This is a genomic window from Vicinamibacterales bacterium (assembly GCA_036012125.1).
In the GTDB taxonomy this organism is placed as follows: Bacteria; Acidobacteriota; Vicinamibacteria; order Vicinamibacterales; family UBA823; genus UBA11600.
On record DASCOS010000002.1, the window covers coordinates 37,923 to 51,201 of the forward strand.

Here is a 13,279-nt window from a genome sequence, read left to right on the forward strand (position 1 = left end):
ATGATACGTGGGGTGCGGGGCTAGAACGGTGGACCGGCTCCGCCTGCGAACTGACCACCGACGAGTTGCCCTCCACCAAGCTGGCCACCGCTGGCTTGTACGCCACTGGTCGCTCCAGGTGTAAGTGTGAACGAACCGCCGCCCCCAGTCAGTGAAATCTCTTGCACCGCTTCGAAGTCAACAAGAGCCTGGTTGTAATCGAGCACAGCACCTAATTCGCTGTTACGTGCATCAGCTAGGTCTCGCTGAGCTTGGAACACGAGAAAGCTTGTTGACATACCAACATTGAATTTTTTTTGTTCCGCCTCCAAACGATCTTCGGCCAATTGACGGGCCACCCTGGTCGCATCGACTCGCTTAATGTTGGTGTTGACGTTCCGGCCCGCTCGTCGAACTTCCTGGGCCGCGCGAAGTTCCGCGGTTCGTATTCGAACCTCGGTCTGCGTCCGCTCGAGACGGGACCGTGCTAGGTTGGCATCAGCAGTGCTTGTGCCCAGCGGATAGGACAGTGTCATAGCGAATGTCCAGGTCGGAAAGTCACTGACCAGAGCACTACGCATTACTGAACCAAAACTTGACTCAGTTTGGCTGATTACGTCTCCGCCAAACATTCCTTCCCGCGTCAACTTTGTCCCGCCTGCGGCTGTAGCTGAATAATTCATCTGGAAGTTGAGGTCTGGCAGCCGTTGATTCTCATAATAGCGAATGTTCGTATCGGCATTATCTAGGTTTCGTCTGATCTGTGTGATGTCAGTTCGTTGACTAAGAGCATTGGCGACTGCGGCGTCAATATCAATTTCGCCAGCATGTAAACGCGCGGTGTCGCTTGGCTCCAATCGCACTGACCAGAAATTCGGAGCGGAGGATTCCATAATCAGGGTCCGCAACACGTCTTCGTTCTCCTCAATGAGGGCCTCAGCGACGATGACAGCCTCTTCATTCCTCGCGACTTCAGCCTCAGCTTCAACAATGTCAATCGGGGCCATAGTGCCCACTTCAACCCGAGTCCGATTGTTTCGTAGTGACTCCTCAGCGAGTTCGAGGGATTGTTGCTGCACAGCGAACGTCGCAATAGAAGCCGATAGCTCCCAATAGGCGTTCTTGACCTGACGAATGGTCGACGTGATCGTGTCTCTTAACTGGATGTCAGAGATATCACGGTTGGTCCTGCTGATTTGTAGCCTCTGTCTCACGTTGTCAATCTTGAGATTCCTGAGTAGCGGTTGGACATATTGCACTGACACTGTTGATCGCAGTGCTGGATTGAAGCTGGTGAAGAAGCTTGAGGTCGACTGGCGATTGCCGTCCCAGTTAACGCTGTAGTTTCCGCCCCATGGCGTGAGTTGAGTGATGCCGACAGCATTCTGAAGCGTGTCGGTATTGATCTGTTTCAGGCCGCCTGACAGTTGGCTCGTGGACGGGCTGACCTGAGAGTTATTTTGGAGGGTTGTGTTAAAAGTCGGTGCCCAAGCCGACCGCGCGTCCAAAATGGATATGTCCTGAATTAAAGGACTTAATCGCTGCACTCGAATGTCGAGATTTTGTTCCAAGGCCATTTCGACGGCTTCATCCAGGGAGAGTCTCAAAACCGCCTGATTTCCCATCTGTTCGTCTTCGACCTGCGGTAGAACTAAGCCTTCACTAAGTCGAATTCCTTCGAGCACGGAAGACCGTTCGTATTTGGCCAGTGTCTGACCTGACGCGGACATGACACACAACAAAGAAATCGCCACAACTCCCAGGGCGAACAACCGTTGAAAAACTTCCCCAATCATGACTATCACTCTCCTCTGTGGGCGAATCACTCAGCGGGTCAACAAACTTGGATACCTACAAGAGCTGCGCCGGGCACGTTTCAAGCGTTCCGGCGAGTTGCCTCAGCCTTGTGCCTGTATAGACGTTCAAGACCGAAAGTAAGTTTGAGTCAATTGTATACTAGGGCGACGGTAACGTTTCGAAGGTCAGGGATGGGGGCCCTTAGACGGTTCCGAAGTGACCGTATCGTGGCGGTGTAAAGTTTCGTCCTTTAGGTGCTATCTAGACGATATTCCATTCATTATGAATTCAGATCAAATCCTTGAATTGTTTAGAGACGCTGGAGCCCTCTCGTTTGGTCACTTCCGGCTTTCGTCAGGTCTACACAGTCAGGGATACCTCCAATGTGCGCAGGTGCTTCAGCATCCTTCGCATGCCCGCACCCTTGGCGAAGCCATTGCGGTGCGGGCAGGAGTGTGGGACCCAGTAACGGTGCTTTCCCCTGCAATGGGCGGCGTTGTCATCGGCCATGAGGTTGCACACGGGCTCAACGTTCGGGCTATTTTCGCTGAGAGGACAGCAGGCGACTTGAGCCTGCGAAGGGGATTTGTTCTTGTGCCGGGTGAGCGTGTTCTTGTGGTTGAGGATGTCATCACTACAGGTAAATCAACGCGTGAAACGATCGAACTTGCGCGGCAAGCGGGTGCTGAAGTTGTTGGTGCAGCAGCAATCATCGATCGGGGTTCCGGCACAGAATTGGAGGTGCCATGGTTCGCCTTGGCCAGGGTAGAACTTCCTACCTACGACCCGGGTCGCTGCCCGCTTTGCCAGTCTAAGACTCCAATTGTCAAGCCAGGCTCACGGCCGGATTCAAACCCTCGGTAATCCCTTCACCTGACTGAGTTGGCGCCATATTACTTTCTGTGATGCACAGAACCATCAAGCTTACGATCGCTTACGAAGGTTCTGGATATGTTGGTTGGCAACGGCAACCGAACGGACGGTCGATACAAGGCCTAATCGAGGACTCGTTTAGGCGCATCGAGGGTGCGCCGGTCACAATTATTGGCGCAGGGCGGACTGATGCGGGCGTACACGCGCTTGGGCAAGTAGCGAGTGCACGAATCACTCACGCCATTGGAGTGGCTGACTTAGTCCGCGCGCTCAATGCCATACTGCCTCCTGACATCAGAGTCCTTGAGGCGATCGAGATGCCTAACAGCTTTGATGCTAGGAAGAGTTCTGTGGGCAAGGTGTATCGGTATAGGGTTGTTACCGGTCCCTTTGTGAGTCCGTTTGAGCGTCGTTACGCTTGGCATATCGAGAGACCATTGGATTGCAGGGCTATGCAGGACGGAGGTAAGGCATTTCTTGGCGAGCACGACTTTGCCGGGTTTCAGACAACCGGAAGCGACGTAAAAACTTCCGTTCGCCGGATTAGTCGTCTCGATGTTAATGAGGGCGATCTGGATCGTACTGCTGGAGGTGGCCGGCTCATGACGATCGAAGTGGAGGGAAACGGTTTTCTCCGTCACATGGTTCGAACAATCGTTGGAACCCTCGTTGAGGTTGGTACGCAGCAGCGAGTGCCAGCTGATATTGCTCAGGTGCTAGAGTCGCGAAACCGTGCTAAAGCAGGACCGACGGCCCCTGCTGAAGGCCTGTTTCTTGTGCGGGTCAACTACTAAGACCTGTCGTTACTCGGCGTTTCCTTGAACCGTATCTGGTCAGCCTGTATCATCGTCATTCTAAGGGGTTTCGGTCGGTTCTTCGCTCTCACTTTTCCTCGAGCACCGGCCGGCTGGCAGACGCATGGGCCTGGACGATGTCCTAAGTTGGGTTGAACAAGATTCGGCGGAAGCTGAACTGGCTAGCCAAATCGACTTTGAACGTCTTCCCACCCACGTGGCCATCATAATGGACGGGAATGGACGGTGGGCGGCACAGAGAGGTTTGCCACGTGTCCATGGTCACCGAGCCGGCATCGACTCGGTACGTGATGTGGTCGAGGCATCTGCGCGACTCGGTGTGCAGGTGCTGACGCTCTACGCGTTCTCAGTTGAGAATTGGAAGCGTCCGCCTGGCGAGGTCGCTACGCTGATGACGCTGCTCAAGCGTTACCTGCGTCAGGAATTGAGAACACTCCTAGACAACAACATTCGATTCAATGTCGTTGGGCGTGGAGATGAGCTTACTCCAGATATCCGTGACGAGTTGGCTTTTGCTACTCGACAGACCAAGGCTAACACCTCTATGCAGTTTAACATCGCTCTAAACTACGGCGGGCGAGCGGAGATCGTCGATGCCGCACGGTGTGCGATGGATGCGGGCATTTGCGCAAATGATCTCGACGAAGAGCGCTTTGCAGGCTTTCTTTACACAGCCGGACAGCCTGATCCGGATTTACTTATCCGGACGAGCGGCGAGATGCGAGTCAGCAACTTTCTGTTGTGGCAGATCGCCTACGCGGAAATTTGGGTGACAGAGACCCTCTGGCCGGATTTCCGATGTCGCCATTTGTTCGAAGCGCTTCTTGCTTATCAGAGGCGAGAACGGCGTTACGGTGGAATCAATCGTCCGGTTGTTGCCGGATAGGCGACTACCGTCTTTCTTGGTTCTCGCCCACGATTTTGGAATGAGTTCCTGACAAGGATCTAAGCACATGAAGCGTGTAATCAGCGCTCTAGTCGTATTGGCAGTTCTTGTTGGGACGCTTTGGTGGCTGCCACCCTGGGTAACGTTCGTTCTTGCAGAGATTGTCGTACTGCTTGCCCTGGTCGAGTATGCGAGATTGGCAGAACGGGTAGGCATGGCTGTGCCAACTGGAATTGTTGTGGTAGCCGGACTAGCGATTTGCGCGTCCATCGCTTGGGACTACGCGGTGGCGCCGGTGCTTATGACCGCAATGGTCGCCGTGGGTGCTGCCGCGGTCGGTCGAGGTAGTGTTCAACGTTCGGATGGTTGGTTCTACACCGTTGGACTGTTCGGACCGCTTTACGTGGGTCTTCCAATAGGGACCCTCGCTGCCATTCATTTGAGGCAAGGACCAGAGTTAGTATTTCTATTGCTGTTCGTCATCGTGGCGAGCGACATTTCGCAGATTTACGGAGGTAGAGCGCTAGGCCGTCGTGCACTGGCCCCGACCATAAGTCCGAAGAAGACTGTAGAAGGCGCGATTTGCGGAATCGTGGCAGGTGCTGTGGCGGTGGTATTAGTTGGAAAATGGAGTGGTTTGGATCTTCAACCGTTACAAGCTGGGGCATTCGGTGCTGCATTGGCGGGATTCGGGATTATTGGCGATCTGTTCGAATCGAAGTTAAAGCGCGAGGCTGGTGTGAAAGATACGTCGGGGTTGATCCCAGGCCATGGTGGCATTCTGGATCGCCTCGATAGTTGGCTCTTTGCCATTCCGCTCTTCGACGTTGTGATCAGGGGAATGTGAGCGTGAAAAGTATCGCGATTCTAGGGTCAACTGGTTCCATTGGCACTACTGCACTGGCGGTCGTGGAAGCCAATTCCGACGCGTTACGCGTCGTTGGTCTTGCGGCTGGGGAGAATTCGGCACGCCTCGCTGAACAGGCGGTGCGTTTTAAGCCTAATGTCATCGGGATGGCCACACCCGATGCTTTAACCGAAGTGCGAAGGGCGCTGGGTGTTGATGGCACAAGGGGGGTTGCGTTGCACGCTGGCCCTGAAGGCCTTGCTGCCGTGGCGACACATCCCGAAGCTGACATCGTGCTATGCGCTTCTGCTGGCACCTCTGCACTCGAGGCAGTCCTATTGGCGATCGAGGCAGGAAAGACGATTGCTCTCGCGAATAAAGAGGTGCTGGTGGTAGCTGGGGGTCTTGTGATGGAAGCTGCCCGACGGCGCGGTGTTGCGATTCTTCCCGTCGATAGCGAGCACAACGCGATCCACCAGTGTCTGCACGGTCGACCTGTTTCAGATGTGCGGCGTTTGATTTTAACTGCGTCAGGGGGCCCTTTTCGTGAATGGCCGCCTGAGCGTCTGAAAACCGTTCGGCCTGAGGACGCGCTACGCCATCCGACATGGAACATGGGAGATAAGATCACCGTTGACTCGGCCACGTTGATGAATAAGGGGTTGGAGGTCATTGAAGCGCGCTGGTTGTTTGGCATGACGGCTGATGACATTGACGTTCTCGTGCACCCTCAGTCAGTTGTCCATTCGATGGTCGAACTGTGTGATGGATCAGTCATTGCTCAGTTGGGCATTACCAATATGCGGCTGCCGATTCAGTATGCTTTTTCGTACCCTGACCGATGGAACGCCAGCGTGGAGACGCTGGACCTTTCAAACTGCGGGCCACTAGAGTTCCACCAACCTGACTCTGAGCGTTTTTCTTGCTTGGGACTAGCCTACCGTGCATTGCGGACGGAGGGTGCGCTACCGATTGTCCTAAACGCAGCCAACGAGGTTGCGGTATCTGCTTTTCTCCGAGGTAAGTTGCCCTTCATCGGGATTCCTATGTTGATTGAGCGCGCTCTGAATGCCCGAACCAATATGGAAAACACTCCGATCCGTACACTGGCCGAGGTGCGTGATGTGGATCGCTGGGCACACGAGTTTTCACGTGAACTGCTCCCAGAGGTACAATCAGTGTGAAGCGCGTGGGGTGGTCTGTCGCGCTACGCTTGGCCGACCATCGGTCCGGCTGGTTGAAGACGCGAGGATAGAGTGCTAACGAGTCTGGTGGCGTTTGTTTTCGTACTCGGAGTGCTGGTGTTTGTGCACGAGTTGGGTCATTTCCTGATGGCCCGACGCATCGGCGTACGGGTGTTGACGTTCTCTCTTGGTTTCGGTCCGAAGTTATTAACTGTTCGGCGAGGTGACACGGATTATTGCGTAAGCGCGATTCCGCTGGGAGGTTACGTGAAGATGGCCGGTGAGAGCCCCGATGAGGCCTCCGCCGGACAAGATGACGAGTTTCTATCGAAGACCAAGTGGCAACGCTTCCAGGTCTTGGTCATGGGTCCAACCATGAATATCGTACTCGCCGTCGTCGTCATGGCCATCGTGTTATATCAGGGCGCCGAGGTGCCAGCTTACGAAGAGGAAGCACCGGTCGTTGGTGTTGTTGTTGAGGGCTCCCCTGCCGAAACCAGTGGGATTCTTCCGGGAGACTTGATTCTCAGTGTAGCGGGTGAATCCGTGCCGGACTGGGAAGCGCTCTTCCTTTCCGTAATGTCACGGGCTGGGCGCGAATTGGAAGTTGTTGTTCTTCGGGACGGGCAATCCTTAGTGCTACCCGTGACACCAAGCACGAGAACGGAGTTTGAGGTCGGAGACCTCGGAGTCTTGCCGCAGTTGTATCCCCAGATCCGCGATGTTGTACCAGGCGAGCCAGCTGCCCAGTCTGGTATCAAGTCAGGTGATGTCATTGTGGCGGTTGAGGGAGAACCGGCGACCCGTGACACGCTGATAACGCGGATCAATAGCAACCCAGGTCAATTACTGAAACTCACTGTGTCGCGTGATGGTGTGGAGCAGGACATTACGGTAAGACCTGCGTTGAACGGGGATGTGGGACTGATCGGCGTTAGCCTAAGTCCGTACGAGGTCCGAATAGTTGAGCCGGGACCTCTACAAGCTGTGCAGTTGAGCATCGAACAGAACTACCAGTGGTCGGGTCTGATCTTTCAGACCTTGTGGGGCCTCCTGACCCGCGAGACATCACCAAAACAACTCATGGGACCAGTCGGCATTGCACAGCTGTCGGGTGGTGCTGCCCAGGTCGGATTTGTTGCACTTTTCACGCTGATGGCAATGATTAGCTTAAACTTGGGCATCTTGAACCTCCTACCGATTCCAGTGCTCGATGGTGGTCACATCTTCATTCTCGCGCTTGAGGGTGCTTCGCAGCGTGACTTTAGTGTGCGTGTCAAGGAGAAGATGCTACTGGCTGGCTTCGTCGTCTTAATGATGTTGATGGTGACCGTTATCTATAACGATTTAACACGCATTACTTGGCTCGAAGCACTAATGCCGTGGAGATGATCGCGAGGTATCCATGATTTTCAAGTTAAAGTTCGCGCATTTTGCAGTGCTCCTTACCGTTTGTTTATCGGTCGCCACACAGGCGTTCGATGAGCGTGTCGACACCGTGATTAATTGGAAAATTCGTCGTGAGGCAACGACCAACTCAAGGATTATGAATACGTTGCACCATTTGACTGATGTCTATGGACCACGACTGACCGGATCACCAAATCACGAGGCTTCTGCACGGTGGGCAGTTGAGCAGATGGAGGCGTGGGGCTTGACGAATGGGCATTTAGAGCCATGGGATTTCGGTCATCCGGGCTGGTTGAATGAGCGTATGACGGCACATTTACTGGCGCCGGTGAAGGACCCGCTTGTTGCCGAAGTTTTGGCCTGGACACCTAGTACTGAAGGACCCGTTCGAGCAACCGTGTATCAACTAATTCTGCCTGACCGGCTAGACGAGGCCAAGCTTGTGGCGCACTTGGACGATGTTGCGGACGATGTTGCTGGCAAGATCGTTCTCGTTGGCGAGGCAAATGTAGTGCCTGTGACGATCGATGGTCCACCACGCCGTCGCGATTATGCGGAGTTGAGTGCTCAATACGATCCGAACAACGTTCCGACCTCTCAGCCGCAACGGTCGGCAGGTCCAATGCGTGCTGACGACGGCGTGTTATCGGGTCGTCAGGTCGCGCAGCGCGTCGCGAAGTTTCTAAAAGAAGCGGGTGCGGCGGTGCAAGTAAACGACGCCGGTCGAGACCATGGGCAAATTCGTGCATTCAGTAACCGAACGTATGACGTTGAGGAGGCACCGCCTACTTTAGTAATGCGGAACGAAGATTTTGGTCGGATCGCACGTCTGCTGCGTCACGGTGAAGTGGAGTTAGAGGTTGATATCGTCAACAGCTGGTATCCGGAAGGCGAGATCAGTTTCAACGCGATTGCTGAGATTCCTGGCACCGACAAAGCAGACGAAGTGATCATGCTGGGTGGGCACTTAGATTCATGGCACGCGGCGACCGGTGCGACTGATAACGGTATCGGTGTTACGGTGATGATGGAGGCTGCTCGCATCCTGCAGGCGATCGGTGTTGAACCCAGGCGGACAATCCGCGTTGCATTGTGGGGCGGTGAGGAACAGGGACTGCTGGGTTCACAAGCCTATGTGAAGGAGCATTTCGGTTCGGTGGAGGACCCGAAGCCTGCCCACGCGAAGTTCGGAGGGTATTTCAATATTGACTCAGGGACCGGCCAGGCACGTGCGGCGACGGTATTCGGCCCACGCGAAGCTGCCGAGGTGCTGAGAATGGCGTTGGCACCATTTAGCGATCTTGGTGTAGTCGGTGCAGGCGCCACGATGAGCCGTCGCCGTGGCGGTTCAGACCACACGTCGTTCAACGAAGCGGGACTCCCGGGGATTGGCATGCGCCAGGATCCGATTCAGTATGGAACCTATACTTGGCACACGAGCTTGGACACCTACGAGCGTGTCATTGAGCAGGATGCCATCAAATCGGCCATTGCAATTGCGGCGGCGGTGTACCATCTGGCGATGAGGGACGAATTGCTGCCACGGTTGGGCGAACAAATGCCGTCGTTGCCAGGTTCGTCAACCCAGTAGCGTCCTTCGGTCTCACTGATTCGGCGGCTTGCTTTTGCGTCCGGCCTAAATCGGCCTCAGCCACCATGTGTTCAAACACCGACCAGTCACGGTCGGTGGTGATTGTGTCTGCACCACCGGGCCGATGAATTAAGTGGATCTCGGCTTTCCGCACGAAGTAATTAATGTTCCATGACTAATTTCATCTTATTCAAATTCTTCTCCCACCGCGCACCATGTCCGTGATGCTACAGCGGTGGCTAGGATTACGGCGAGAAGTTGGACCAATGTTGAATCTCGCTGTTCCAGTTGTCGTCGCCGAAATGAGTTGGGTCACGATGGGAACTGTTGACATTCTGATGGTCAGGGCACTTGGGCCATCGGCGATTGGTGCAGTAGGCGTGGGCTCCATGCTGTTTTTGGCTCTGGCGGTCTTTGGGATTGGCGTTCTTCTGGGGCTCGACACTGTCATTGCCCAGTCGTTCGGAGCGGGCCAACGCGATGAATGTCACCGGTGGTTTGTGCACGGTGTCGTCATGAGCGTGATACTCACAATTCCACTGACCTTGGTTGCATGGGTGGCGATTGCCCGTCTCGATCTCTGGGGTTTTGACCTAACCGTGCTAAATCTGACTGAGCCATATTTGCGAATCGTAACCTGGAGTGTCTGGCCGTTGCTTCTGTATACAGCTTTTCGTCGTTACCTCCAGGCGATGGGCGTGGTTAAGCCGACCATGTTTATCCTGCTGATGGCAAACCTTGTGAATGTGTTGGCCAATTGGATGTTGATTCACGGGAATCTCGGAGCGCCCGCCCTCGGCGTAGACGGTGCGGGATGGGCCACCTTCATTTCACGGAGCTATTTGGCGCTTGGTTTACTTTCCGTCGTGGTCTGGCGTGATGCTCGTACCGACTACGGGCTTAGGCGAGTGTCCTGGGTGATTGAGCGCTCACGATTAAGGCAACTGTTATGGCTTGGGCTTCCGGCGGCCATGCAAGTGACGCTGGAAGTTGGAGTGTTCTCGGCCGCTAGCGCACTGGCTGGCCGCTTGGCGCCGGTAGCGCTTGCAGCTCACCAAATTACCCTGAACATGGCCAGCTTTACCTTTATGGTACCGCTGGGCCTAGCGTCGGCTGCTGCGGTGCGTGTTGGCCACGCCGTGGGTCGCCAGGACACATATGGGGCTAATCAAGCGGGATGGACCGCTGTGATGCTGGGAGTGTTCTGCATGGCCTGCGCTTCTGCTATTTTCTTGCTCATCCCTAGCCGACTGATGGGTCTCTTTACAGTCGATTTAACAGTGGTCGATCTTGGGGTCACATTACTTTTCGTAGCTGCAATCTTTCAGATTTTCGATGGACTGCAGGGAGTACTTACCGGGGCCTTGCGAGGACTTGGTGATACCCGAACACCGATGTTCTTGAATCTGGCTGGTCATTGGGCATTTGGTTTGCCGCTCGGTTATACAATCTGCTTCGTGTTGGGCTACGGCGTGGTTGGGTTGTGGATCGGCTTGTCAGCAGGGTTGATTGTTGTGTCGCTATTGCTTCTCATGGTGTGGGGCAGGCGTATGACGCAACTGAGAGAAAATGCTTTCAGTAGGATTATTACCGAATCGTAACAGCCGGTTACTGGTTTCTTTTTAGGGCGTATTTGATGATAGCTTTGGCTAAGCCTTCTTCATCGTTAGTGTCTGTTTGAATCCATCCGGGTTTTTTCAAACCAGGAGTGGCGTTTCCCATCACTACTGGGATGCCGGCGAACTCTAGCATCTCACGATCATTGAGGTTATCGCCGACGGCCATCACTTCGCTGGGTGTCAGGCCTCGTTGCGTGGACCACTCAGCAAGCGTTCGTCCTTTAGAGCGGCCCGGACTAACTACGTCGAGTAGGGAAAAGTTGCGCAGTTGATACTCAGTCAACGCTTGGGAGTACTCAGCAGCCCTCGGAAGAGATGTAAGAAGCTCCGCGAGTTCGCGCATGCTGCTAACGTCGCCTGTGAATCCTAGCTGCAATGGGTCCTCAGTTAGCTCGGTCGCCAGTGACGAGACCTGCGTGATCCATGCGTTGTGTAGCTCGAAGTAATGCCTTCGATGTGGATGCGTCCAATCGATCCGCTCGCAAAGAAATTGTCTGTCATCGTCCCGATCGAATATTGCGGCGGCGCCGTCGCGAACAGAACGTGTTTCCTTCACGATGTAACGTGCCGTCTCTGCCGGCAGAGTATGAGAAGCTAAGGTCGCGCCTGACTGGTCCTTGACGACTGATCCATTGTTCAAGATTAATATCGTTCGTGCGGGCATCTGGAGCGCAAGTTCACGGGTATGATGAAAACTGCGTCCGGTGACTAGGACAATGTCGACACCGTGCCTTGAGGCTTCTTGCAGCACGCTCCGATTGTTTTCTGGCAGTCTGGACGAGCTATCGAGTAGTGTGCCGTCGATGTCGATGGCGATTAGCTTGATCGGCATCGGAGAGTGTCCGTAGGTGCTCAGACAGATTCCCGAGCTGGTTTACGAGGATAATGTTCAGCCACGTAGTCATCAACCAGCGCACGGAAGGCTTCAGCTAGTTCCTCGTAGCTACCCTTAAGCGTTGTAGTGTGGATTCCGTCAATATAGACAGGGCAGAGGGGCGCTTCACCAGTTCCGGGCAGACTAATACCTATGTTGGCCGCTTTTGATTCGCCTGGTCCGTTAACGACGCAGCCCATGACTGCCAAACGCATTTCTTCAACGCCATCGTAATCTTTCTTCCACTCCGGCATCATATCTCGCACATAAGCTTGGATTCGTTCGGCAAGTTCCTGAAACGTGGAGCTCGTTGTCCGCCCACAGCCGGGGCAGGCAGTGACGCTTGGAGCAAAGGACCGCAACCCGAGTGACTGCAGTAATTCGCAGGCCGCTGTCACCTCGTTACGGCGGTCGCCCCCAGGCTGCGGCGTGAGCGAAACCCGGATTGTGTCACCGATCCCTTGGTTAAGCAGTATGCCCATCGCCGTCGAGGACCAGACCATTCCTTTAATACCCATGCCAGCCTCGGTGAGACCAAGGTGGAGCGGCTGGTCAGTCCTAGCTGCTAGTTCGGTGTAAACGGAAATAAGATTATCTGGTTGTGAGACCTTACAAGAGATCACGATCTGTTCTTTGCGCAGCCCGGCCTCGAGCGCCAACTCGGTTGATTGCAGCGCTGACAACACGAGACATTCGTTGATGATTTCTTCTGACGAGCGACCCAGATTGCGGTCTGTATTCTCTTGCATCTTCGCCGTGACTAGGTCCTGATCGAGTGAACCGCCATTTACTCCAATCCGAATCGGTGTTTCATGATCGCGAGCGATCTTGCAGATCGTAGTGAATTGCTCGTCCCGACGATCGCCAGTTCCGACGTTGCCAGGATTGATCCGGAACTTATCGAGTATCCGCGCGCAGTCAGGGTGTCGCATTAACAGTTGATGCCCGTTGTAATGGAAATCGCCTACAAGCGGTACGACAAGGCCTTGATCGTTGAGGCGTTGCCGAATTTCAGGGACCGCGTTGGCTGCTTCAGGGACGTTGACTGTGATTCGTACCAATTCCGACCCAGCCTTAGCTAGCTCAGCACACTGTTCTGCGGTGGCCGCTGCATCGGCTGTGTCGGTCATCGTCATCGACTGCACGACCACCGGCGCACCGCCCCCAATCTGAACATTGCCGACTCTTACCCCGACCGTTCGGTGCATCTTCAACTTAGCCACCACTCCGATAATAGCATCTGGGTTGACGTCCAGATTTGTTTACCAATCACCCCCACCACTCTACTTCTTTGGTGTGGTCAGGAATGACGTTCACTAGAGACCGGTGTTGTCATAGGGTGTGTGAAGTGTCGAGTTCACGTTTCACGTCTATCGAAATAGCGGCGCTTAACTCACCAGATAT

11 protein-coding genes are annotated in these 13,279 nt (G+C 54.5%); 8 read left to right on the top strand and 3 right to left on the bottom strand.

Features of this window, described 5'->3' with window-relative positions:
• Window positions 1–20: 20 nt before the first annotated feature.
• On the bottom strand, window positions 21–1,775 hold the full coding sequence (locus QGH09_00315) for a TolC family protein (protein ID HJO16631.1): 1,755 nt from the start codon (window positions 1,773–1,775) through the stop codon (window positions 21–23).
• A 283-nt stretch (window positions 1,776–2,058) separates the two neighbouring features.
• On the opposite strand from QGH09_00315, the gene pyrE reads away from it, so the two are divergent.
• The 8 genes from pyrE (at window position 2,059) to QGH09_00355 (ending at window position 10,983) form a co-directional block, all read left to right on the top strand.
• A complete protein-coding gene (pyrE, locus tag QGH09_00320) occupies window positions 2,059–2,640 on the top strand; it encodes an orotate phosphoribosyltransferase (protein HJO16632.1) in 582 nt (193 codons plus the stop codon).
• Window positions 2,641–2,681: 41 nt separating this feature from the next.
• Window positions 2,682–3,443: a tRNA pseudouridine(38-40) synthase TruA gene (gene truA / locus QGH09_00325; protein HJO16633.1), complete on the top strand. Its 762-nt coding sequence runs from the start codon at window positions 2,682–2,684 to the stop codon at window positions 3,441–3,443.
• Between the two features lie 124 nt (window positions 3,444–3,567).
• Entirely contained in the window at window positions 3,568–4,350 is a 783-nt protein-coding gene (locus tag QGH09_00330; protein ID HJO16634.1) for an isoprenyl transferase, read from the top strand.
• A gap of 67 nt (window positions 4,351–4,417) precedes the next feature.
• Window positions 4,418–5,197, top strand: a complete 780-nt coding sequence (locus QGH09_00335; protein ID HJO16635.1) for a phosphatidate cytidylyltransferase — start codon at window positions 4,418–4,420, stop codon at window positions 5,195–5,197.
• 2 nt (window positions 5,198–5,199) lie between these two features.
• Window positions 5,200–6,381, top strand: coding sequence for a 1-deoxy-D-xylulose-5-phosphate reductoisomerase (locus QGH09_00340; GenBank protein ID HJO16636.1), 1,182 nt, complete (start codon window positions 5,200–5,202; stop codon window positions 6,379–6,381).
• Between the two features lie 72 nt (window positions 6,382–6,453).
• Entirely contained in the window at window positions 6,454–7,773 is a 1,320-nt protein-coding gene (gene rseP / locus QGH09_00345) for an RIP metalloprotease RseP (GenBank protein HJO16637.1), read from the top strand.
• Window positions 7,774–7,786: 13 nt separating this feature from the next.
• On the top strand, window positions 7,787–9,382 hold the full coding sequence (locus QGH09_00350) for a M20/M25/M40 family metallo-hydrolase (protein ID HJO16638.1): 1,596 nt from the start codon (window positions 7,787–7,789) through the stop codon (window positions 9,380–9,382).
• A 266-nt stretch (window positions 9,383–9,648) separates the two neighbouring features.
• Window positions 9,649–10,983, top strand: a complete 1,335-nt coding sequence (locus QGH09_00355) for an MATE family efflux transporter (protein HJO16639.1) — start codon at window positions 9,649–9,651, stop codon at window positions 10,981–10,983.
• 7 nt (window positions 10,984–10,990) lie between these two features.
• Here the strand turns inward: QGH09_00355 and QGH09_00360 are convergent, their stop codons facing one another.
• Together QGH09_00360 and ispG are read right to left on the bottom strand one after the other, a co-directional pair.
• Window positions 10,991–11,833, bottom strand: a complete 843-nt coding sequence (locus QGH09_00360; GenBank protein ID HJO16640.1) for a Cof-type HAD-IIB family hydrolase — start codon at window positions 11,831–11,833, stop codon at window positions 10,991–10,993.
• Window positions 11,834–11,853: 20 nt separating this feature from the next.
• Entirely contained in the window at window positions 11,854–13,098 is a 1,245-nt protein-coding gene (ispG, locus tag QGH09_00365) for a flavodoxin-dependent (E)-4-hydroxy-3-methylbut-2-enyl-diphosphate synthase (GenBank protein ID HJO16641.1), read from the bottom strand.
• Between the last annotated feature and the right edge of the window lie 181 nt (window positions 13,099–13,279).

What these genes read in the sequence shown, in the direction of transcription:
- QGH09_00315 (HJO16631.1), bottom strand. Translation starts at nt 1,775, where the DNA reads ATGATTGGGGAAGTTTTTCAACGGTTGTTCGCCCTGGGAGTTGTGGCG.
- pyrE (HJO16632.1), top strand. Translation starts at nt 2,059, where the DNA reads ATGAATTCAGATCAAATCCTTGAATTGTTTAGAGACGCTGGAGCCCTC.
- truA (HJO16633.1), top strand. Translation starts at nt 2,682, where the DNA reads ATGCACAGAACCATCAAGCTTACGATCGCTTACGAAGGTTCTGGATAT.
- QGH09_00330 (HJO16634.1), top strand. Translation starts at nt 3,568, where the DNA reads ATGGGCCTGGACGATGTCCTAAGTTGGGTTGAACAAGATTCGGCGGAA.
- QGH09_00335 (HJO16635.1), top strand. Translation starts at nt 4,418, where the DNA reads ATGAAGCGTGTAATCAGCGCTCTAGTCGTATTGGCAGTTCTTGTTGGG.
- QGH09_00350 (HJO16638.1), top strand. Translation starts at nt 7,787, where the DNA reads ATGATTTTCAAGTTAAAGTTCGCGCATTTTGCAGTGCTCCTTACCGTT.
- QGH09_00355 (HJO16639.1), top strand. Translation starts at nt 9,649, where the DNA reads ATGTTGAATCTCGCTGTTCCAGTTGTCGTCGCCGAAATGAGTTGGGTC.
- QGH09_00360 (HJO16640.1), bottom strand. Translation starts at nt 11,833, where the DNA reads ATGCCGATCAAGCTAATCGCCATCGACATCGACGGCACACTACTCGAT.